The organism is Streptococcus sp. 10824, assembly GCF_013276595.1.
In the GTDB taxonomy this organism is placed as follows: domain Bacteria; phylum Bacillota; class Bacilli; order Lactobacillales; family Streptococcaceae; genus Streptococcus; species Streptococcus pseudopneumoniae.
In genome coordinates, this window is the sequence record NZ_VMLH01000010.1 from 1 (window position 1) to 23,884 (window position 23,884).

A 23,884-nucleotide genomic window follows, 5' to 3' on the forward strand; every position below is an offset into this window, starting at 1 on the left:
CGCAGGTTGCTCAAAGCACCGCTTTGAGGTTGTAGATAAGACTGACAAAGTCAGTCACATATATACGGTAAGGCGACGCTGACGTGGTTTGAAGAGATTTTCGAAGAGTATTACCTTTTCATAAGCTTTTTATCTATTCTTCCAAGCTTGGTAACGGGTATCAATCAATAACTGGGTAAGGCGTCCCATGGTTTCTCTTTCTTCTGGAGTGAGGGATTGCGCTTGGACGAAGAGATGATGAATGTGTTCGATAGCCTTGAAGGAAGACAGGTCATTGATAGAGGTGATGCCAGCATCAAGAATAGTGCCAAAGAAGAGGTCGAAGTAAAGTTGAAGTTCCTCGTCAGGGACTGTGGCCACCCATTCTTTGAAGGTTGTGTCGACTTGTTGGCTATCACTGTTGGTCTTATCCAGCTGGACGAAGTGCTTGTTCTCAATCTGCCAACTAAAGGTATCGTGCTGGGCGATGCCACCTAGGGCAGTGCTTCGAACAATGATTTGCTGGTTAGGGATTTCCAGCAACATACCGATAATGGAACCTTGTGGGATGAAGACCTTGGTTCTATCCATTAGCCTTTGATAGCCCTCGGTTTGTGTCAGTTCTTTATGGAGACCAGGCGCATCAAAGGTATAAACTGCTGTGATTGGATCCTGTAAGCTTTGTTCAATTTGACTAGCAGCATAGATAGCGAGATTTCCTCCCTTGGAATGCCCAGCCAGAATGACCTTCTGCTTAGGATGGTGGGCAAAAAAGTTCTTTAAATAGCGAAGGGCGTGCTTTTGAGCAGGAATTTCCTTCATATAGGTCAGGTGGAAATCTTCCTTCCAGCCAATGATACTGTCATCTGTCCCACGAAAGACAATCAGATAGGTATCAAGAGTGAGGCGGTAGGTCATAGCCGCAAATTGTTTTTGCAGCTCAGGGTCGATATCGTTGATAAAATGGGAGAGTTTGCAATTTTTGAAGCGTTTGTGTTGAGCTAGTTCATCTAATAGTTGGAGGCGATTTTTGCTGGTCAACATGTTAGGCTCTCTTGGAACCTGAAGTGCCAGGTCTAAAAGTCGCTGAGGATTTGTGGAGACCAGATTATCAAAGGAGAGATAGGTGATTTCTGTTAAGGCTAGAATGTCTAACTCGTTCAAAGGAAGGTCGTAATAAGAATCGTGTGCGACATCTTCCAGATAGTCAAAAATATTGGTCATAAAATCTCCTTTCTTTTTATTTATCTTATCAAATTTACCTCAAATTAGCTAGTAGCATTGCCTGTTTGTACTGGCTAAAAACAAGCTATTTCAAATTCAGTTTCAGACCTTCTAGCATTGAAAAATCTGTTATAATAATAGAAAAGGAGAAGCGCATGCACAAGATTTTATTAGTAGAAGATGATCAGGTCATTCGTCAACAGGTCGGGAAAATGCTCTCTGAATGGGGATTTGAAGTGGTTCTGGTAGAAGACTTTATGGAAGTTTTGAGTCTTTTTGTCCAGTCGGAGCCTCATCTGGTCCTCATGGATATTGGACTGCCCTTGTTTAATGGCTATCACTGGTGTCAGGAAATTCGCAAGATTTCCAAGGTCCCCATCATGTTTCTGTCTTCCAGAGACCAGGCTATGGATATCGTCATGGCAATCAATATGGGGGCGGATGACTTTGTGACCAAGCCTTTTGACCAGCAGGTTCTTTTAGCCAAGGTTCAGGGCTTGTTGCGTCGTTCCTATGAGTTTGGGCGTGACGAGAGTTTACTGGAATATGCTGGTGTTATCCTCAATACCAAATCCATGGATGTACATTATCAAGGGCAAGTCTTGAATTTGACCAAGAATGAGTTTCAGATTTTACGCGTTTTGTTTGAGCATGCGGGCAATATTGTAGCGCGTGATGATCTCATGCGGGAACTTTGGAACAGTGACTTTTTCATTGATGATAATACCCTCTCTGTTAATGTGGCTCGTTTGCGTAAAAAATTGGAAGAGCAGGGCTTGGTAGGATTTATCGAAACCAAGAAAGGGATAGGGTATGGATTAAAGCATGCTTGATTGGAAACAATTTTTTCTAGCCTATCTGCGCTCCCGTAGTCGTCTGTTTGTCTATCTGATTTCTTTGACGTTTCTGGTCTTACTCTTTCAGTTTTTATTTGCCAGTTTGGGAATTTACTTTCTCTACTTTTTCCTCTTGTGTTGCTTTGTAACCATCTTATTTTTCACTTGGGACATATTGGTGGAAATGCAGGTCTATCGCCAGGAACTTCTCTATGGAGAGAGGGAAGCCAAGTCTCCTTTGGAAAGAGCCTTGGCTGAAAAATTAGAAGCGCGTGAGATGGAACTCTATCAGCAGAGGTCAGATTCAGAAAGAAAACTGACGGATTTGCTGGATTACTATACCTTGTGGGTCCATCAGATTAAGACCCCCATTGCAGCCAGTCAACTCTTAGTTGCAGAAGTAGCTGACCGCCAATTAAAGCAGCAATTAGAACAGGAAATTTTCAAGATTGATTCCTATACCAATCTAGTTTTACAGTACCTGCGTTTAGAAAGTTTTCATGATGATTTGGTCTTAAAGCAGGTTCAAATTGAGGACTTGGTCAAGGAAATAATTCGTAAATATGCTCTTTTCTTTATTCAAAAAGGCCTAAATGTCAACCTACATGACCTTGATAAAGAAATCGTGACGGATAAAAAGTGGCTACTAGTAGTCATTGAGCAAATTATCTCAAATAGTCTCAAGTACACCAAGGAAGGTGGTCTGGAGATTTATATGGAGGGGCAAGAGCTTTGTATCAAGGATACGGGAATTGGGATAAAAAACAGTGATGTCCTCCGAGTCTTTGAACGTGGTTTCTCAGGATACAATGGCCGTTTGACCCAACAGTCCTCTGGACTTGGTCTCTACCTATCTAAGAAAATTTCTGAAGAACTGGGTCACCAGATTCGTATCGAGTCTGAGGTCGGAAAAGGAACGATAGTGCGGATTCAGTTTGCTCAAGTGAATCTCGTTATTGAGTAAAAATAGATGAGAAAAAGCCTCCGGATTGGAGGCTTTTGTGATAGGTTCTTATTTCTCAACGCGTGATTTGTTGGCGATATCAGCAAGGATAGCTTGAACAAAGTCATCAACTGAGACAGTTTGTGTTTCTTTTTGGCCGTAGCGACGAACGTTGACTGTTCCGTCTTCCATTTCCTTGTCCCCAACGATCAATTGGTAAGGAATCTTGCTTGTTTGTGAAGCACGGATTTTGAACTGCATTTTTTCATTGCGCTCATCGACATCTGCACGGACACCGCGGTCACGGAGTTTCTTAGCCACTTCCCAAGCGTAGTCCACGTGTTTTTCGTTAGATACTGGGATGAGGGTTACTTGGTGTGGTGCAAGCCATGTTGGGAAGGCACCCTTGTAGTTCTCAATCAAGATAGCCGTGAAGCGTTCCATAGTCGAAATAACCCCACGGTGGATCATAACTGGACGGTGCTCTTCGCCATCAGCTCCGATGTATTTAAGGTCGAAGCGTTCTGGAAGCAAGAAGTCAAGTTGGATAGTTGAAAGTGTTTCTTCCTTACCAAGAGCGGTCTTAACCTGGATATCCAATTTTGGTCCGTAGAAGGCTGCTTCACCTTCGGCTTCAAAGTAGTCCACACCCATTTCATCAAGAGCTGCACGAAGCATGGTTTGGGCATTTTCCCACATCTCATCGTTGTCAAAGTACTTGTGAGTATCTTGAGGGTCGCGAAGAGAGAGACGGAAGCGGTAGTCAGTCAAGTTGAAGTCTTCATAAACATCGATAATCAACTGAAGAGCACGTTGGAATTCTTCTTGGATTTGTTCTGGAGTAACGAAAAGGTGACCGTCGTTGAGAGACATTTCACGCACACGTTGAAGACCAGTGAGGGCACCAGATTTTTCGTAACGGTGCATCATACCGATTTCAGCAATACGGATTGGCAACTCACGGTAAGAGTGAACATGGTGTTTGAAGACTTGGATGTGGTGTGGGCAGTTCATTGGACGAAGGACAAATTCTTCCCCGTCACCCATGTCCATAGTTGGGAATATGTCTTCTTGGTAATGATCCCAGTGACCAGAAGTCTTGTAAAGTTCAACAGAAGCAAGTGGTGGAGTATAAACGTGTTGGTATCCAGAAGCCAACTCTTTGTCAACGATGTAGCGTTCCAACTCACGACGAATAGTCGCACCATTTGGCAACCAGAATGGAAGTCCTTGTCCCACTTCTTGTGAAATCATAAAGAGGTCAAGCTCTTTACCAAGTTTACGGTGGTCACGTTCCTTAGCTTCTTCACGCATTTGAAGGTAGTTTTTCAAGTCTTTCTTATCAAACCAAGCTGTCCCGTAGATACGTTGCATCATAGCGTTGTCGCTATTTCCACGCCAGTAAGCACCAGCTACATGGAGAAGGTGGAAGATTTGGATACGACCTGTTGATGGAACGTGAGGTCCACGGCAGAGGTCTACATATTCACCCTGACGATAGATAGTCAAACCGCCTTCGTCTTCTGAGTGTTCTTCAATCAATTCCAACTTGTAAGGGTCATTTTTGAAGATTTCACGTGCCTCGTCTTTAGTCACTTCTTCACGAATAGATGGGAAGTTTTCTTTGACGATTTTTTGCATTTCTTCTTCGATACGAGGAAGGTCTTCGTTAGAGATTTGACCAGCTGTGTTGTCAGTATCGTAGTAGAAACCATCTTCGATGGCTGGACCAACTCCCAAGTGAATGTCTGGGAAAAGACGACGAGCTGCTTGGGCGAACAAGTGAGCTGCTGAGTGACGCAAGATTGGAAGGGCATCTTCGTGATCAGGTGTTACAATTTCGATGCTTCCATCTTCAGTGATAGCACGAGTAGTGTCGATGAGTTTGCCGTTGAATTTACCAGCCAAGGCTTTTTTAGCTAGGGAATTGCTGATAGATTGGGCAATTTCAAAAGTTGTAACGCCAGATTCGAATTCACGAACAGCGCCATCTGGGAAAGTAATGTTAATCATGATGTTCTCCTTTTTTATTATTTCATAGTTTCTAAGCATTGATTTTTTATCAGCAGACTACTTCCAAGTCCTAACGTTCAATTGCTTTTCTTTATCAGAGAGGAAGTTTTCCATTTCCGTCAGAATATCTATATCCAAACGTTGAGAAAGTTCTAATAGTCACCAGATATTTTCTGAAAGTTTTTGTTCCAGTGTGTAGGGTGTTTCATCATAGTAGCGTCCTTGTTTTGTCATCACCAGTCGTTGGAAATTTCCAATATCATTAGATAAAGCCAAGAGGTCTTCTTCTACCGTCCACTTGGAATCATGATGCTTAACTTCCAGTTCGTTATAAGCTTGTCGGATTGCCCAACTGCGCTCCACTAATTCTTGCAACTCCATAATTAGTATCCTAATAAAAAAATGCGACATCCTCGAAAGGACGTCGCAACGTGGTTCCACCTTCATTTATGTACCTCAAAAGAGAGGGACACCTCTGATTGGCTCTAACGTGGCCACCGTTTTATGTTTTCATAAAAAACTCAAGAGTAGTATCAGTATAGTCTTTCTATGCGTTCTCAGCAACCACGCACTCTCTAGTAGAAAGGGACTAAGTGACTTGTCTCTATGGATTATTATAGCATGATTGTGAGATTTTTCAAGGATTTTGTGAAAGTTTTTTGTTTTTTATTTTTGCAGAATATGCTTGATACCAATACCGGAAGCCATGCCGACCAGAGCAAAGGTTTCATAGGCTAAAAAGTAGACAATGCTAAAATCGTGGAAAGAAATGATAGTAAAGCAAAAGAGCAATCCAATGTCAAAAGGGAAAAAGGGAAGCGGTAACCGTAAAGAAGAGAAACGATGAAGGTTACTAACGGAGAAAAGATAAAGATATTTAGAAGATGAGTCCTAGCAGATTGGGACCGGATGAGAGCAGTGAAAATAATTCATAAAGAGGCCAATAAAAGAAAAAGATGACCAGATAGTGGGGGAGATGGGAATAGAATCTAGGCATGATAATCAGCTCGTTTTAAAAAAACAGACAACTTAAATCTCTTGCTATGATTATTATAGCATGTTTAAAACAAGAAAGTAAATCTGTTGACAAAGAAGTTAGTTATTGGTAGAATAGGGATTGTCGTAAAGACAAATAACTTCTTCTTGGTTACAGGCATGCCAACCTGTCACTCGGATGAAGCCAAATAAAAAGGAGAAACATCATGGCAATCTCAAAAGAGAAAAAAAATGAAATCATTGCACAATATGCACGTCACGAAGGTGATACAGGTTCAGTAGAGGTTCAAGTTGCTGTCCTTACTTGGGAAATCAACCACCTTAACGAACACATCAAACAACACAAAAAAGACCACGCTACTTACCGTGGACTGATGAAAAAAATCGGTCGCCGTCGTAACTTGCTTGCATACTTGCGTAAAAACGACGTTAACCGTTACCGTGAGTTGATCAACTCTCTAGGACTTCGTCGCTAATTCAAGATACAAAGGCCGTCAAAAGCACAAAGCAAAAATAGGAAAATTGACGAAGAAACTTCAGTTTCTAGGAGATTTTATCTTTTTTGCCAAGTGCTTAGGCCGTGTTCAATTGAGCATATCTTGATAATAAAGCTACTCTAAATTGGGTAGCTTTTTTGCGTTGTCACCTTACCTCGCTATACTCAAGTATAATCTTCGGTTACGGTTCCTAACACTGTAAGGTAAAATAAACTAGCTTTTCTCCCTTCGGGGAGATTTTTTTTGTTTCACTGAAAGTTTCGTACAATCTTCGCCTCGTCGCCTAGCCTATAAACGGTTTATCTAGCAAGAATCATGATGCTAAGGGTGTCAAAAATCCGTATGAAAATAGGGAAATGACACAGTGTTCGATGAACACAAGGAGTTTCATCTTTTCCACTAAGATTTTAGCCCGGGCTCAAATCAGCTCTCTGACTTCAGAGGGCTTTTTTATTGAAGTTTTATCGGTCACAATTTTGGAGACTACAAAAACCTCAAATGGTATCAGCTAATTACACCATAAAGGTGCGCAGCTACTCGGCTTGAAAAGTCGAGTAGGTGTCTGCAAGCCCCCTCGGAGAGCCCACACTTTACGAAGTAAAGTATAGTATGTTTATACTTTACATGGAAGTAGTCACTGAATTCCAGTTAGAAATTACTTTGTAACTACGTTTTGAGGAGGAGTAAAATGCTTTCCTACGTTCGACATTACCCACTAGCGATAGCTAAATTAATGTGTCTGTGCTCTCCTAAAATCTGCTGATTTATTACTGACTAATACAGGAGGTTTTTTTTATGGGACAGACAATCATATCTGCTATTGGTGTTTATATTTCCACCAGTATCGATTATTTAATTATTTTAATTATTTTATTTGCACAGCTATCACAGAATAAACAGAAATGGCATATTTATGCGGGGCAATATCTAGGCACAGGCTTACTTGTAGGGGCGAGTTTAGTTGCTGCTTATGTCGTTAATTTCGTGCCTGAAGAATGGATGGTTGGATTGCTTGGTTTAATCCCTATCTATTTAGGGATTCGCTTTGCAATTGTTGGAGAAGATGCGGAAGAAGAAGAGGAAGAAATTATTGAAAGATTAGAACAAAGCAAGGCAAATCAACTGTTTTGGACAGTTACATTGCTGACAATTGCGTCTGGCGGAGATAATTTAGGTATCTATATACCTTATTTTGCTTCGTTAGATTGGTCACAGACCCTCGTGGCCTTGCTTGTGCTTGTAATCGGCATAATTATCTTTTGCGAGATTAGTCGGGTGTTATCCTCTATTCCGTTAATATTCGAGACAATTGAAAAATACGAGCGAATCATTGTGCCCTTAGTATTCATTCTACTTGGACTATACATCATGTATGAAAATGGCACGATAGAGACTTTTCTGATCGTGTAGATTTTTTTGTTTCACTAGGATTTTAGCCCGAGCTCAAATCAGCTCTCTGATTTTCAGAGGGCTTTTTCATTGAGTATAAATGGACAAATCTTAACGTTACTCTATTGTAGAGTGGCTTTTGATTTGATTAGGAGATTCTTATAAATATAGTAAAATGAAATAAGAATAGGACAAATCGATCAGGACAGTCAAATCGATTTCTAAAAATGTTTTAGAAGTAGAGGTGTACTATTCTAGTTTCAATCTACTATATAAATGAAAACCTTAGCTGTTTGGCCAAGGTTCATTTCTTCTATGCAAGTTCTTCTCTTTTCTTATCTGGGTTCCAGATGAAGCTTGCGATAAAGCTAAAGATGATGGTTAGGATAGCGAGGATAATAGCAAGGATGAGGGCAGGGATGCGGATAAACCACCAGAGTGGATTTGGTTTTTTATCATTGTGCCATTGTTTCGTTTCTTCGTCCAGACGTTGGAATTCTGTTTGGATACGATTGGCGACTGTTTCAATGCCTTCATCATTCATTTTCTTGATATCTGAGATATCAATTGGATTTCCAAAGTTCATATCGACACGTTCACGGCTAACTAAGCCCTTCAAAGTCATAGGACCTGTGTAGGTAACCGGCATGATACGGACCTTGGCCATTTTGGCAATCAGAGCTACGCCACCCTTGACATCGTTTGAGTGACGGCTCCCACTTGGAAACATGATGAGAGAGCGGTCACTTTTTTTGAGAACATTGATAGGGTATTTGATGGCTGAGGCGCTAGGATTTTCACGGTCGATAGGAAAGGCACCACACATACGAATCCACCAACCAAAAATACGGTTGGTAAAGAGCTCTTTTTTGGCCATAAAGATAAATTGTTTTGGCTTGGTCGCAAAGGCCATGTAAACAGGATCCCACCAAGTGCGGTGAGGTGCAACCAAAATATAATTTTCATCTTGATTAGGAATTTTATCAGTATTATGATAGTGGGCATTGCCATTGATGGACCATAGGAGCAAGACAACCAATCCACGTAAATAAGTATAAAACATGCGATCTCCTTCGATTGTTTTCTTGTTATTATTATACCTTATCAAAGGAGGGCTGGCAAACTTTTCCCTTGACCAGGTGCATATTTGGGATGAGATTAGAATTCTTTTAGAAAAAATGATATGATAGAATTTATGGATAAAAATAAGATTATGGGATTAACCCAAAGAGAAGTCAAGGAAAGACAGGCTAAGGGCTTGGTCAATGATTTTACTGCATCGGCCAGTACTAGCACTTGGCAAATCGTTAAACGAAATGTCTTTACCCTTTTTAATGCTTTGAACTTTGCCATTGCTTTGGCTCTTACCTTTGTGCAGGCTTGGAGCAATTTGGTCTTTTTTGCTGTTATCTGCTTTAACGCTTTTTCTGGGATCGTGACCGAGCTACGCGCCAAACACATGGTGGATAAGCTCAATCTCATGACCAAGGAAAAGGTCAAGACTATTCGTGATGGCCAAGAAGTGGCTCTGAATCCTGAAGAATTAGTGCTAGGAGATGTCATTCGTTTGTCTGCAGGAGAGCAGATTCCTAGTGATGCCTTGGTTTTGGAAGGCTTTGCGGAAGTCAATGAAGCCATGTTGACGGGGGAAAGTGATTTGGTGCAAAAGGAAGTGGAAGCCTTGCTTTTGTCAGGAAGTTTCCTAGCCAGTGGGTCAGTTTTATCTCAAGTTCACCATGTCGGTGCAGACAACTATGCTGCCAAACTCATGCTGGAAGCTAAGACAGTGAAACCGATCAACTCCCGTATCATGAAATCTCTGGACAAGCTAGCTGGTTTTACTGGAAAGATTATCATTCCTTTCGGTCTGGCTCTCTTGCTAGAAGCCTTGATTTTAAAAGGCCTGCCTCTCAAGTCATCCGTTGTAAACTCGTCGACAGCTCTTTTGGGAATGTTGCCTAAGGGAATTGCCCTTTTGACCATTACTTCGCTCTTGACAGCGGTGATTAAGCTGGGCTTGAAAAAGGTCTTGGTGCAGGAGATGTACTCTGTTGAGACCTTGGCGCGCGTGGATATGCTCTGTCTGGACAAGACGGGTACCATCACCCAAGGAAAGATGCAGGTGGAGGCTGTTCTTCCGTTGACGGAAACGTATGGTGAAGAGGCTATTGCCAGCATCTTGACTAGCTACATAGCCTATAGTGAGGATAAGAATCCAACTGCCCAAGCCATTCGCCAGCGTTTTGTGGGAGATGTTGCTTATCCTATGATTTCCAATCTTCCCTTCTCGAGCGACCGCAAGTGGGGGGCTATGGAGTTAGAAGGCTTGGGAACAGTTTTCTTAGGGGCACCTGAGATGTTGCTGGATTCTGAAGTCCCAGAAGCCAGGGAGGCCTTGGAGAGAGGGGCACGTGTCTTGGTCTTAGCTCTTAGTCAGGAGAAATTAGACCATCACAAGCCACAGAAACCTTCTGATATTCAGGCTTTAGCCTTGCTGGAAATTTTGGATCCTATTCGAGAAGGAGCAGCAGAGACGCTGGACTATCTCCGTTCTCAGGAAGTGGGCCTCAAGATTATTTCTGGTGACAATCCGGTCACTGTATCCAGCATTGCCCAGAAGGCTGGTTTTGCGGACTACCATAGCTATGTAGATTGTTCGAAAATCATCGATGAGGAATTGATGGCCATGGCGGAGGAGACAGCTATTTTCGGACGTGTTTCCCCTCATCAAAAGAAACTCATCATCCAAACGTTGAAAAAAGCGGGTCATACAACGGCTATGACAGGGGACGGGGTTAATGATATCTTGGCCCTTCGTGAGGCGGATTGTTCTATCGTGATGGCGGAGGGGGATCCAGCAACCCGTCAGATTGCCAATCTGGTTCTCTTGAACTCAGACTTTAATGATGTTCCTGAGATTCTCTTCGAGGGTCGTCGCGTGGTCAATAACATTGCCCACATCGCCCCGATTTTCTTGATAAAGACCATCTATTCCTTCCTGTTAGCAGTCATCTGTATTGCCAGTGCTTTACTAGGTCGGTCAGAGTGGATTTTGATTTTCCCCTTCATTCCGATCCAGATTACCATGATTGACCAGTTTGTGGAAGGTTTCCCACCATTCGTTCTGACTTTTGAGCGAAATATCAAACCTGTTGAGCAGAATTTCCTCAGAAAATCCATGCTTCGTGCCCTACCAAGCGCCCTTATGGTCGTATTCAGCGTTCTCTTTGTGAAAATGTTTGGCGCGAGTCAAGGTTGGTCTGAGTTAGAAATCTCAACTCTACTCTATTATCTCTTGGGGTCAATTGGTTTCTTATCCGTATTTAGAGCCTGCATGCCATTTACCCTATGGCGTGTCCTCTTGATTGTTTGGTCAGTAGGAGGTTTCCTAGCGACAGCTCTCTTCCCAAGAATCCAAAAACTGCTTGAAATTTCAACCTTTACAGAACAAACGTTGCCTGTTTATGGTGTCATGATGTTGGTCTTTACAGTGATTTTCATTCTGACTAGTCGCTATCAAGCCAGAAAATAAAGAAAGACTGCAATCTGTGGATTGCAGTTTTTTTATACGATGGATCTATCGTATGATGTGCAAGGCCTACGTGTCTATTATCTATCGGTGAACCCAAGAGTGATTCTCAAGCCTGCTTGGATTGAGGTAATAGATTCAAATATCTGTAGTTAGACTATTTGAAGTTTGATGTAAGAAATAATTCTCTTCGAAAATATCTTCAAACCAGGTTCGTTCTATCCACAATCTCAAAGCGATACTTTGAGCAACTTGTGGTCAGCTCCCTAGTTTGATAGCATAAAAACTGTCAGATAAAGGGATGACGAAATTGTATCTAAACGAACAGAAACGTGATGGTAAGGCGTATAGAGCTCATAGGAGGGCAAGGAAAGTCTAGAACCTAAAAAAGAACTAGATAGACCCACTAAGTGTGGTTACTCTAGTTCTTTTTCACTTATTCAACACCCAAGATTTCTTTAATATCATCAACGCTCAGATTGCTTCTGCTTTCTTGTCCTTCAAGGACGGTGTTGAAGAGTTCTTTTTTACTTTCTTGGAGTTCTTGTATTTTTTCCTCTATGGTACCAAGTGTGATAAGGCGATAGACATCGACTTGTTTGGTCTGGCCAAGGCGGTGGCTTCGACCGATGGCTTGCATCTCAACTGCTGGATTCCACCAGAGGTCACAGAGGATGACGGTATCAGCTCCTGTTAGATTAAGTCCTGTTCCACCTGCTTTTAGGGAAATGAGGAAGCAGTCTTTTTCCCCTTGATTGAAAAGATTGACCATTTCTTGACGTTTATCTGAAGGTGTTTGTCCTGTTATTTTAAAGTGAGACATTTCTTTTTTCTCTAGTTCTTGCTCAATGAGATCAAGCATAGAGGTGAATTGTGAAAAGATAAGTGGTCGTGACCCTTTTTCACGAATGGTGTCTAGGAGCTCGAATAAGCTGTCCATTTTTCCACTATCCCCTTTGTAGTCTTCTAAAAAGAGAGCAGGGGTATTACAGATTTGTCTAAGTCGGGTTAGTCCTGCTAAGATTTCAATTTTATGACGTTTAATCTCATAGGCGCTGGCTCCTGCAACCATTTCTTGCATGCGTCGAAGTTGAGCTAGATAGAGCGTTTTTTGTGAACTGCTGAGTTCATTGCTGTAGAGGTGCTCGCTCAGTTCAGGTAATTCTGTCAGAACTTCGTCTTTTTTCCTACGCAGGACAAAAGGTTGAATCAGTTTAGCAACGAGTTGAGGTGACAATTTTGAAAATTCCTTTTTACTTGGTAGGAGACCTGGTAATACTATCTGGAAAATAGACCAAATCTCTTCGAGACGGTTTTCAATAGGAGTTCCAGATAGGGCATAGCAGGTTTTGACATCAAATTCTCTTAAAGCTTGTGCTGTTTTGGTCTGACTATTTTTTATCATCTGTGCTTCATCTAGGATGAGGTAGTCGTAAGACTGCTTTTGATAATGTTTAAGGTCAGATCGAAAAGATGGATAGCTTGTAATAGTGATAGTAGCAGATTTTTCAATTTGTTTGATACGCTCAGTTTTGCTACTATAGGCTACTTCAACCTGTTTGTGAGGTACAAATTTTCGGAATTCTTCCTTCCAATTATAAAGAAGGCTGGCTGGAGCTAGGATAAGAGCTTTCTGGTCTGGTTTAAGGTTGGCTTCCAGAAGAGTGATGGTTTGCAAGGTTTTCCCTAGACCCATGTCGTCTGCCAGGATTCCCCCAAAATGATAATGATCCAGCATACTCAGCCACTTGACTCCTTCTTTTTGATAGGAGCGGAGTTTGGCCTTGACTTCATAAGGCTTGATATCAAATTCTTCAGGGTGGGTCAGGTCATAAGCCATCTTTTTGAAATCACGAGAAAAATTGATATGCTCATTGTCTTTGAAGGTTTCAGAAAGACTAAAGGCACGAGATTTGTGCATCTTGATTTTTCCGTCTGAAAATTTAGCGCGAAGATCTTGGAGACTTTGGGCAACCTTGAGACTTTCATCGTCAAAGACTAGAACCTTTCCTTGCTTGGTTTGGTAGTGGCTTTCTTGATTCCATAAAGCTTGGATAGCTTTTTCAACCTCATCTTCTGAAATCATAGAAAAATCAAACTGAACTGAAAGGAAGCCTTCGTCGTCAAAAATGTCAATGACAGCAGGATCTTCTACTAAGAGTTTTTCAAGCGATTCATCTAGTTGAACTTGACCCAGAGTACGAAAACGGGGGAGTTCTTTTAGGAAGAAATCAACGATTTTGATTTTGGAAAGACTATGAAATTCCTCTTTGAAACCAGCAGAAAGCAGTTGATGATAGATTTTTCTAGCTTTGCTAGCTTGGTAAGTATAGGGGAGGGTTAGGAGATCTTGTTTAGAATGGACTTGTTTTTCTCCAAAGGACCACACCATATTAAGGGCAATTTCATTTCTAGTTTTGGAGAAGGCAAAGGTGGGGATAAAGTCATGGATTTGTAATTCATCTGGAAGACTGATAGGAACATAGTTTGAGATGATATTACAGATTTGCATAAGTTCAGCCTTATTTTCCTGTGAAAAGATAAGAGGAGAACTTTCTTGATAATGATAGATCCAAGTAGCTAATTTATCCAAAAAGTAACGGTGTTCTTCTTTGATGATGTGGAAGTGATTGTGTCGAATCCAAAGTTTTTCTTGAATAATGAAACCAAAATAAGCTGTATTGATGATTTCATAATGGTTATTAGACTTGACAACTTTAAAAATTTCCTCTTTCGGGATAAAGGGACTATCATCTAAGAATATAAGAGGGTATTCGGCTTTTGAGGTTACATATTGGAAGACATCCAAAGCTTGAAAAAGTGGGACGAGGTCGTTTAAATAGCTAACAGGAGTCTCTAAATAGCGTCCGCAATCTCTAGGGCTAATGCCATAACTGAAGTTGAAATAAGAATGTTCATTTCTATCGATGAAATATTTTTTGATATAGAGGAGTAGGTTTTGGGATGCTTGATTAAACTGATCTAAGGATAATCTGATTGTCCCGATTTTCTGTGAAACAAAGTAATCTTCCTCTTGGAAAATGAGAAAAATGAAGTGAGCTATATCCTTGATAACATAGGCACGAGAAGCCTGTTCTACCTGTAGTTTTAAGGTCCATGCTAGGCTATGATTTCGGATTTCGACTTGTCCATGAAGGGAAAGTGAAGGCGCCACCGCTTTTTCTTCTACCAGTTCATCTTGGAGTTCATCAGATGGCAAGGTAGGAATCAGTTGGCTGGCAAAACTTGGTTTATGACTCGCTTTACCAATGCGTTCTTGAATAGCTTGGGGGAGGCTACGAAAGTAGAGATCCATGGCAACCCAGTGTTTACAGACTCCCTGATTTTGGAAATCCTTACATTCGCAATGAAAGCCAGTCAAATCGAAGTGCTCCATACTGGTCAGGATGTTGGGTTCCAGATGCATGGAAATACCATCATAGGTATTGGGGTGCTTAAAATATTCTTTATTTTCAGTATCAAAATAGTTTTTTATCTGTTGGAAAATAGTTCGTCCATCCATTCTCATACGAGCAGGGAGTCTATCGGGAACCGCCATTGAAGTAACCTCTATTCTAATTATTCTTTCCTCTATCTTATCAGATTTTATAGGAAAAGAATAGACTTATCTTATATAAATTGCATCTTGATAGGGATTGGAAACATTTGCAGTTGCCAGATAGTTGTATGTAATATCGACAATCAATTACAAGGAGCTTACGATTCCACAGAAACTATCAAGTGAAAACTGACTTATCTATAACATTCTAGCTAAATTTCTTCTTGGTTTGGTAAGTTTTTCATCTGGTGAACTAGATAGGCTGCTATAAGTAGTAAAATTATAAGAGCAAAGGCAACAACTTCAAGACCAACACTTGTTGCAAGAAATACGAGAGCAAGGAATAGGACAGCTGGGATAAGCAAGTTGATAACATTGATGGAGGATTGAACTGATCCCATTAACTCCTCAGGAATGATTCCAAAAATCATGGCTTGCAAGCGAGGACTCAATACTCCTGCCGAGAAAGCATCACCTGCACTTCCTAGTAAAATAAGTAAAAAACTTCCACGTAGAAAACCTATAACAATGAGAGACTCCATCAATAGACTCCAATAAATATTCAGGCGAATAGAAATTTTTTTAGATAGAAATCCACTCAGAAGTCCACCTAAAATAACATGAAGAAGGCTTATCATTATCAAAATTGCCAGACTTTGCCCTGTTGACAAACCCATAAAAGGATGGTGAATCAGTAGAATCGCACTGACAGGCTCTACCATCATCAAAACAGCTTGACTAATGGACAAAATCCAAAGCAAGACCATGACATCTCCCATAGTCATCAATAATTTCATTGACTCTTTCAAATGCTGGAAAAAGCTACTCATTCCTACATAAGGAGGAACTTCGATTTTTTCTTCCTCTTTTTCAAGCGGTTTCGAATAAGTAGACTTCCTAGAAAGGCAAATAAAAAGGTTAAAACATTTACAAAAGCTAGAGTAGAAATGCTAAACAGTCCTAAAAATACTCCTCCGCTGAGATTACCTATCAAACGTACAATGGAACTCGTGTACTGCTTAAAACCCATAGCTCCGTCATATCATCGTTTATTAGCCGTATGTAAATCGGTGTCAGCATGTATCCTGCAAGAAAACCAATCGTATCTGAAAACAAGTTCATGCTGCAAATAAAGAAAACAGAAAAGAGAGAGAAGTCGGTACTTGTCAGGAGCAAAGTCACTCCAGAATAAAGGAGGACCTTGATAAAGAGGATAGAAATATACTTGCTGATTCGATTTTTTTGAAAATCAGCTATAATTCCAGTAAAAAGTTGCAAGACCTGTGGAATGGTTTCTGATAGGCTAATCAAAAATATAGCTAAGGGAGCAAAGGCATAAGAAGAGACATAATTGATAAAAGCTAAGTAAAAAATAGTATCTCCAAAACTTGAAATCCACTCATTTACTGTTAGCTGACGAAAAGCTCGATTTTTAAGAAAAATATGCATATTAATCTCCTTATAATAAATTCTAGAAAGCATAGAGCAAATTCGTGGTTCGTCTGACTAAATTTCCTATCTAAATACTACCTTCAAATATAAAATTTAGTGAAACTTTTATCTCCTCTAATCTTCTAAATATATTTTAGTGTATATTTTTTATAAAGTCAAGAATTTTTGAATAAATTACCCATTTTTTGACAATTCTGTAAATTTCTGAAAAATATTTCAAGTGAATCCATCTATTACCTTAGGACATTGAAACTTCTTTCGCCAGAGGTGCTTATATTACTGGAAAGTTGAAGATTGAAATGTGGTATAATAAGAGATAATAGAGTTTGGAAAGTGAGAGAAGATGATTTCAAAGAGATTAGAATTGGTGGCTTCCTTTGTGCCACAGGGAGCCATTTTGCTAGATGTGGGAAGTGACCATGCTTATTTGCCTATCGAGTTAGTCGAAAGAGGACAAATCAAAAGTGCCATTGCAGGTGAGGTCGTAGAAGGTCCCTACCAATCTGCAGTCAAAAATGTTGAGGCTCACGGCCTAAAGGAGAAAATCCAGGTTCGTTTAGCCAATGGCTTGGCAGCCTTTGAAGAGGCAGACCAAGTGTCTGTCATTACCATTGCTGGAATGGGTGGTCGTTTGATTGCTAGAATTTTAGAAGAAGGCTTGGACAAGTTAGCTAATGTAGAACGGTTGATCCTCCAGCCCAATAATCGTGAAGACGACTTGCGTATCTGGCTACAAGAGAACGGATTTCAGATTGTAGCTGAAAGCATCTTAGAAGAAGCTGGCAAGTTTTACGAGATTTTGGTGGTGGAAGCAGGACAAATGAAGCTATCAGCCAGTGATGTTCGCTTTGGTCCTTTTTTGTCCAAAGAGGTCAGTCCAGTCTTTGTCCAAAAATGGCAAAAAGAAGCTGTTAAGCTAGAGTTTGCCCTCGGACAAATCCCAGAAAAAAATCTGGAGGAGCGTCAAGTTCTAGTCGATAAAATTCAAGCCATCAAGGAGGTGCTCCATGTTAGCAAGTGAAGTAATTAACGCATATGAAGCCTTTTGTCCTCAGGAATTTTCCATGGAGGGAGACAGTCGTGGCCTGCAAATTGGCACTTTGGACAAGGATATCCAAAGCGTCATGGTTGCTCTGGATATTCGTGAAGAGACGGTGGCTGAAGCCATTGAAAAGGGTGTGGACTTGATTATTGTCAAGCACGCGCCGATTTTCCGTCCCATTAAGGACTTGGTAGCTAGCCGTCCACAAAATCAGATTTACATTGATCTCATCAAGCATGACATCGCAGTTTATGTCAGCCATACCAATATTGACATCGTTGAAAATGGCCTCAATGATTGGTTCTGCCAGATGCTAGGTATCGAGGAAACGACTTATCTGCAGGAAACAGGCCCTGAACGTGGGATTGGACGTATTGGAAATATTCTGACTCAGACCTTTGGGGACTTTGCCCAGTATGTCAAGCAAGTATTCGGCCTAGATAGTCTTCGAATGGTGCATTATCAAGAGAATGACTTGCAGAAACCTATTTCAAGAGTGGCCATCTGTGGTGGAAGCGGGCAGTCATTCTATAAGGATGCTTTAGCTAAAGGAGCGGATGTCTATATCACTGGTGATATTTACTACCACACTGCCCAGGATATGTTGTCTGATGGCTTGCTGGCATTGGATCCAGGTCACTATATCGAAGTGCTGTTTGTGGAAAAAATCGCAGCACTCCTTACTCAATGGAAAGAGGAAAAAGGCTGGGAACTAGAGATTTTACCTAGCCAAGCATCGACCAATCCTTTCCATCATATCTAGTTAGAAGGTGAAGACAATGAAAAATTGTACTAGTATAGTTATGGTAAACTGAAACTACACTAGTACAAATGTGATTCTGAGACATTGTTGAGACTGGATTTTTTTGTAAAACTTATACCCGAAATTTTATAAATAAAAAAATACAATAGTCCTCGTTTTTTGCAGTTTAATCAAAAAATCCAATACATATAATTAGAAAGATAACAATTTACCATAAAATACTCTAAAAACAGAAAAAATTAAATGTTTTTCCTTGCAAAATTCGGGGGGGGGTGGTATAATTGCTACTAGACTGTATACTCTTCATAGGAGGTATAGTGGGGTAAATAGTCGTAAGTTGCTATTTAATATTATTGTCAATTGAAGAGGAAAATGACATGTTCTCTTCAATCATATCTTTAAGGAGAAAGAGTTATGGATTTTAGAAAGTCTAACAGAGAAAAGGTCTTCCGTTACTCCATTCGTAAGTACCACTTTGGTGCCGCCAGTGTTGCGGTTGCCGCATTGATGTTTTTTGCCAACGGTGCAGTAGCAGCGAGTGAGACAGTCACTCCAGCTACAACTAATGACGTGGTCGCTGGATTTGATGGTAACCCTGATGGGGCTCTGCAGGAGTCGGATGAGGGAGAGTCGAAGGAGGTTGTACTTGAGCAACTTGCTGAAGGCAAGATCACAAAGGAGATAAAAGGGCAAGGGAGGTCAGCGGAAGGATCTAATCAAGGACAGACAGTAGCTGCCCCTAAAACTACTGGAGTAGACTCTAGCCAGCCAGAGTCTGTTCAAGAAAGTTCTCAGGTGAGAGAGAAAAGGGCAGGATCTGCTGACACGATAGCAGCCAAAACAAGCAGCACTGGAGTCCTTCAGCCTCGGGTGCTCAAAGACAGCCAGTCTGACTATGACCCTATTCCACTTGACGATGATGAGGATGATACAGAACAGGATGAACAACCGTTAAACACTCCGGTGACAACAGCGATTCAACCTCGTTCAAGAGGAAGCAGACAAGAAGTTCCTTCAGGCTACATAGCTGTGCCAAGTAATGCTTATGTAGATGGGATCAACTACTTTTTAGAAGATGGACATGCAGGTTCACCTTATGCCCGTGGAACCTATGTCTATGGTTCGCAACGTTCAAGAGCATATTGGGACGGAAAAGAGTTTCGTATTCCGGAAGCGAAAGATTTTATCTACGGGATAGTCAAGAAAACAGAAACTGGTTTTAAATGGGAGATTGATATCAATAAGGGAAAAGTAGGACGGGGTCCACACCACTACTTATCAAATACTTTTTGGTTTACCCTACCTAAAAACCACACTGTAAAAGCAAACTCAGTAACTATTTCTCGTTATGATCATAGGACTGGTGGCACCACTGCTACTAGTGGAGATGCAGGTAACGGAGAGGATCAAATCCTAAAGGCCTTACAATCAGCTGATGGAATTAGTGATGAAAAGCAGGGGACTGTTGCATCAACAGGAGCGGCAGCAAAAAGTGGAGGTTATGGTTATCGGACGGATAGTCTGGATGGCTTAGCCAAGGAAGAAGTTAACTGGTGGGTGCAGAAAGGTTTCTACTACCATGCTGATAAAAACTTCCCAACTGAAGTTGAGAAAAAGGCAGCTTCTAAATACTCTGGTATCAAAAATGAAACCGAGAAAGTCTACACCTTCTCTTTGGACGGAGGACGTGATGATAGCTACCATTTGACTTTTGAGACGACTTCCCCAGATACGACTTTCCGTAATCTCTATTACGCCTTGGGTGTTAAAGGGTTTAGGCTGTCAGGGAAATCAGTTAATCGCTTGCTAGTCAATCAGTGGTACGGTAGAGCTGCCGGTGAAGGAGACCAGGCTGAGAAGTATCCGGCTCAGTTGGAAGGGAATGGCTACTATCAGATTGTACAAGGGCAAATTTGGCAGCCGAGAAATAATAATGTATCAACAACTCCAGGTACCTCTTCATCTTTAATTGCTAAAAGCGATGGAGGCATTGACCTTGAATCTTACTTTAAAAATAGGGATAAGGTAGGGGATAATGCTGAATCACATCCAACTTCTTATAATCTTTTTAAGGATGGTGTCAAAGTTGAAAACAACCAAGAGGTTGCAAAGACTATCGTCAATACTCCGGGAGTGAAATCTTATCTTGTAGAGCGAATCTTTGCTGACGGTTCTGGTGAATTGGTTCAGTTAAATTTTGTTGTGAAACCGAAAAAACCAAGTTTAAATACTGATTTGCAAAAGCAAGCAGGGACGATAAAGGATATCACTGCAACTAACGGAACCAAAGGTGTAGAGATGGTTCTCTACCATGACGGAAAAGAAGTAGCAACCAGTATTGCTGGTGATGATGGAAATGCAACCTTCAAAAATGTTGTTATTACAAAAGGTTCTTATACTGTCAAGTCACGTGTTTCAGGTCAGTCTTATTTGACTGCAGAAGGCAAGCGAACTTCACTCTTAGAGTCTGAATCATCAGATGCTAAAGTAGCCAACTACGATAGCAGTCAGATTCGTATTGGGTTTGGACAAAGTGGAGAGGGCGGAGCAGCTTCTAGCTTGGAGACAAGTAAGTATAAAGCACTATATCTTGACAGTTATACTGGAAAGCAACTACAAGTGCTGGTTCGAGTTCCAGGTGGTAAGTCTATCAAAAATATTGAAGTAACTAATTTAGAAAAAACGGGCTTGGTTCAGGGTGGAGTGGAGCCTGAGGGACCCCTAAGTAGCAAGAAGTCATTAACAGGAACTATTAACAAAACCAATTCAGGTATCCATCAAATTACTGTTACGGTTACAACCGCAGATAATACAACCAAGACAGAAAAACTCTATCTATACATTCCATTTACGAAACCGAGTTTTGTAACAACAGCTGAGAGTTTGAAAGGAAAGACTACAGGAAAACCGGTCATCAAAGCAAACTCTGGAACAAAAGGAGAAGCAGCAAATATTCCTGATAAAGCAAAACTGAAAACCTTCTTGGTTAAAGGTGGGAATGATGTGGATGCTGTAGGCACAGGTGCTTCTGATAATAAGCCTAAAAAAGCTACTGGCTATACTATTCTTGCTAGTGGTGATGTTAAGGCGGATGGAACAGTTGATTTTACTCCTGATAAGTATAGACAAGAATTGGTGGGGAATGAGGAACTTCGTCTAGTTACGGCAGTGGTTAAGGAAGGTACAGATGAACCTGTTTTAGACTATCTTGTATCACCACTATCAGAATCGCTTAAACTAGAACTTCCTACAGAAGCTAGCCGTGACTTTGTAAGCCCAGCAGAAAAAGTTACCGTTGAAAATCCAAGTAGTCTAAATCAAACCGAGAAAGATAAGCTAAAAAAAGCTATTGAAGATGCTAATCCAGGATTTAAAGTTGAAATAACAGATGATGGTAAGGTTCAGGTGACCAGACCGGATGGACAAAAGGAAGAAGCTGCTGTCAGTGATTTTGTGAAACAAAATGGGCAAGCAGATTCTGCAGATGATTCGACTTCTCCAAAAGAAATCCAAAAACCAACTGAAAAAGTGAAGGTAGCTAATCCAAATAAGCTAACCAAAGAGGAATTGACGAAGATTACTCAGAAGGTTCAGGAGAAAAATCCTGGTGCTACTGTAAACGTTGGGCAAAATGGAGATGCCTATGTTGTACAACCAGATGGAACAAGTGGCTTGATTTCCCACAAAGATTTGTTGGAGCTGACAGAAGAGCAAAAAGAAGCTGCAAAGAACCGTAAACCGTTAGTCAACCCAGAGCAGAAAGTACCTGTAACCGATCCAGAGAAACTAAATTCTTCAGATATTGAAAAGATTAAGAAGGCTCTACAAGCTGCTAACCCAGGAGCGACTGTTACAGTGGATAGTGATGGAAATGCAACTGTTACAAGTCAGGACGGATCAGAAAGTAAGTTTATCTCACGAGATGACTTGGTTACAAAAGTGACGGTCCAAGCACCTCAATCTCCAACTATCTCACAAGATAAAGAAACTCTAACGGTAACATCAATGGTAGGTCAAGACGAAGCTACTAAGGTTATGCTTACGTATACAAATGCTACTGGACAAGAAAAAACTGTTGGTTTTACTAAAACTGGTAGCAACTGGAATAAGGATGACGCCAATGCAGATAGCACAATTTCGATTATAAATGATGAAAATGGACTGGGCAAAATCCTAATCCAAGCTGAAACAGCAGAAGCAGGTTCAACAGTTACAGTTAAGCAGCAGAAGGACGGCTCTGACTTTAGTATAGCAGCTACTACTAAGGTTTTAGGAAGATTAGAGGATGTAAGTGGTATAGCCCAACCAGATGGTTCGGTTGTAATTACTGTACCGCAGGAAGCTACTGAGTTTGATTTGACTTATCATAATCAAACTAGTAATCGTTCAGAAACACAACATTTTAGAAAAACTGATCAAGGATGGAGTGCTGTTGCAGGAATTACAGCTAGTGGCAATAGCTTTACCCTTCCAAAAAGTTTAGTAAAAGACGGGACGGAAGTTGCGGTAAAAGCTTCTAGCGCAACGAAAATTTCAGAAACTAAACGAATTAAGGCTAAGTTTGAACAACCGAGTGCAACAACTAGTGCTACACGTCAAAATGGAGATGTAGAAGTTACATTACCGACAGATGCAGAAAAAGTGACCTTAACTTATAAGAACAAACAAAATACCAATGCCACAGTAACACTGGTTAAACGAGGAAATAATTGGAGTTCTTCAACAACCTTACCAGATGGTATCAGTCTAGCAAATGGTAAGGTTACGCTTGACTATACAAAAGTGAACAGGAATACAAATATCACAACAGCCTCTACTAGAGGAAATGGCGATGTTGAATCTCAAGCAAATAACCAAAATCATCCTATTCCAGAACACACAGCTCCGACGACTAAGACGATTACAAAAGTAATCGGTGAAAATCCTACAAATGCAGAGTTACTTGCTGCTGTAGATGTAGCTAACAAAGCATCAGCTGTACTGAAAGAAGGAACACAGTATCCAACTACAGTAGGGAACCATACTCTTGACGTTGTTGTTACTTATACAGATCAAAGTACAGAAAACGTAAGAGTAACGTATGTGGTGAAACCAGCAGACAAGACAGCTCTAACGCAAGCGAATAACGATTTAGCAAGCGAAGTAGCAAGTCAACCAACTACAGATGACAAGCCACAAAGCAAAGTTGACGCATATACTAAAGCAAAAGAAGCGGCGGATAAAGCAGTGGAAGCAGCGAAAAAAGTAATAGCGGACGACAATGCGGCACCAGAAGCTGTACAAGCAGAGCTAGCGAAAGTAAACGCAGCCAAAGCAGCCTTGAAAGCGGCAGAAGATGCCGTAACAACCGCAGCGACAACTACAGCGAAAAATAAACTAACTGAGGATAAAGCGAAGTTAGATGAAGCTGTAAGTACAGAAGGTAAGACACCAGAAAGTATTCAAGCATACGAAGCCGCTAAGAAAGAAGCAGAAGCAGATGTTGCAGCAGCGAAGGAAGCAGCCAAAGCAGTATTAGCTAAAGGTGACAATGCGACAGCAGCTGAAGTTCAAGAAGCGCAAGAAAAAGTAACAGAAGCGCAAGGTAAGTTAGACAAAGCGAAAGAGCAGTTAGTCGACAAAGCAGACAAGACAGCTCTGGTAGTAACGCCAGTAGCAGACC

At 41.0% G+C, this 23,884-nt stretch carries 12 protein-coding genes and 3 pseudogenes; 8 read left to right on the forward strand and 7 right to left on the reverse strand.

Going from position 1 to position 23,884, the window contains the following annotated elements; all coding sequences use genetic code 11:
* Positions 1-129 precede the first annotated feature (129 nt).
* Positions 130-1,203: a DUF2974 domain-containing protein gene (locus tag HT701_RS01355; RefSeq protein ID WP_172931135.1), complete on the reverse strand. Its 1,074-nt coding sequence runs from the start codon at positions 1,201-1,203 to the stop codon at positions 130-132.
* 155 nt (positions 1,204-1,358) lie between these two features.
* Between HT701_RS01355 and HT701_RS01360 the strand changes: the two genes are divergently transcribed.
* Both HT701_RS01360 and HT701_RS01365 read left to right on the forward strand, forming a co-directional pair.
* Complete coding sequence (locus HT701_RS01360) at positions 1,359-2,036, forward strand: response regulator transcription factor (protein ID WP_000548993.1); 678 nt, start codon at positions 1,359-1,361, stop codon at positions 2,034-2,036.
* Complete coding sequence (locus tag HT701_RS01365; protein ID WP_172931136.1) at positions 2,029-3,003, forward strand: HAMP domain-containing histidine kinase; 975 nt, start codon at positions 2,029-2,031, stop codon at positions 3,001-3,003. The genes HT701_RS01360 and HT701_RS01365 overlap by 8 nt, the downstream gene beginning before the upstream one ends.
* A gap of 48 nt (positions 3,004-3,051) precedes the next feature.
* On the opposite strand, the gene thrS is transcribed toward HT701_RS01365, so the two are convergent.
* From thrS to HT701_RS11315, 3 genes and pseudogenes are all read right to left on the reverse strand, one after another.
* Entirely contained in the window at positions 3,052-4,995 is a 1,944-nt protein-coding gene (gene thrS / locus HT701_RS01370; protein ID WP_172931137.1) for a threonine--tRNA ligase, read from the reverse strand.
* A 57-nt stretch (positions 4,996-5,052) separates the two neighbouring features.
* Positions 5,053-5,376 (reverse strand): annotated as a pseudogene (locus tag HT701_RS11805) (MazG-like protein).
* A 256-nt stretch (positions 5,377-5,632) separates the two neighbouring features.
* Positions 5,633-5,992 (reverse strand): annotated as a pseudogene (locus tag HT701_RS11315) (hypothetical protein).
* A gap of 205 nt (positions 5,993-6,197) precedes the next feature.
* On the opposite strand from HT701_RS11315, the gene rpsO reads away from it, so the two are divergent.
* Together rpsO and HT701_RS01385 are read left to right on the forward strand one after the other, a co-directional pair.
* On the forward strand, positions 6,198-6,467 hold the full coding sequence (gene rpsO / locus HT701_RS01380) for a 30S ribosomal protein S15 (RefSeq protein WP_001018251.1): 270 nt from the start codon (positions 6,198-6,200) through the stop codon (positions 6,465-6,467).
* An 816-nt stretch (positions 6,468-7,283) separates the two neighbouring features.
* Positions 7,284-7,898: a CadD family cadmium resistance transporter gene (locus HT701_RS01385; RefSeq protein WP_119942400.1), complete on the forward strand. Its 615-nt coding sequence runs from the start codon at positions 7,284-7,286 to the stop codon at positions 7,896-7,898.
* Between the two features lie 292 nt (positions 7,899-8,190).
* On the opposite strand, the gene HT701_RS01390 is transcribed toward HT701_RS01385, so the two are convergent.
* Entirely contained in the window at positions 8,191-8,940 is a 750-nt protein-coding gene (locus tag HT701_RS01390) for a 1-acyl-sn-glycerol-3-phosphate acyltransferase (RefSeq protein ID WP_166728108.1), read from the reverse strand.
* Positions 8,941-9,072: 132 nt separating this feature from the next.
* Here HT701_RS01390 and HT701_RS01395 point away from each other — a divergent pair, with 132 nt between their 5' ends.
* Positions 9,073-11,409 carry a cation-translocating P-type ATPase gene (locus HT701_RS01395; protein ID WP_166728107.1) on the forward strand — a complete coding sequence of 779 codons (2,337 nt, stop codon included), beginning with the start codon at positions 9,073-9,075 and terminating at the stop codon, positions 11,407-11,409.
* A gap of 433 nt (positions 11,410-11,842) precedes the next feature.
* On the opposite strand, the gene HT701_RS01400 is transcribed toward HT701_RS01395, so the two are convergent.
* Both HT701_RS01400 and HT701_RS01405 read right to left on the reverse strand, forming a co-directional pair.
* Positions 11,843-14,935: a DEAD/DEAH box helicase gene (locus HT701_RS01400; RefSeq protein WP_240152343.1), complete on the reverse strand. Its 3,093-nt coding sequence runs from the start codon at positions 14,933-14,935 to the stop codon at positions 11,843-11,845.
* Between the two features lie 242 nt (positions 14,936-15,177).
* A pseudogene (locus HT701_RS01405) lies at positions 15,178-16,414 on the reverse strand (hypothetical protein).
* A 346-nt stretch (positions 16,415-16,760) separates the two neighbouring features.
* On the opposite strand from HT701_RS01405, the gene HT701_RS01410 reads away from it, so the two are divergent.
* The 3 genes from HT701_RS01410 to HT701_RS01420 form a co-directional block, all read left to right on the forward strand.
* Positions 16,761-17,438 carry a tRNA (adenine(22)-N(1))-methyltransferase TrmK gene (locus HT701_RS01410; protein ID WP_023941353.1) on the forward strand — a complete coding sequence of 226 codons (678 nt, stop codon included), beginning with the start codon at positions 16,761-16,763 and terminating at the stop codon, positions 17,436-17,438.
* Positions 17,425-18,222: a Nif3-like dinuclear metal center hexameric protein gene (locus HT701_RS01415; protein ID WP_119919737.1), complete on the forward strand. Its 798-nt coding sequence runs from the start codon at positions 17,425-17,427 to the stop codon at positions 18,220-18,222. The genes HT701_RS01410 and HT701_RS01415 overlap by 14 nt, the downstream gene beginning before the upstream one ends.
* A gap of 414 nt (positions 18,223-18,636) precedes the next feature.
* The coding region (locus HT701_RS01420) for a YSIRK-type signal peptide-containing protein (protein WP_172931138.1) at positions 18,637-23,884 on the forward strand (5,248 nt) is incomplete at its 3' end.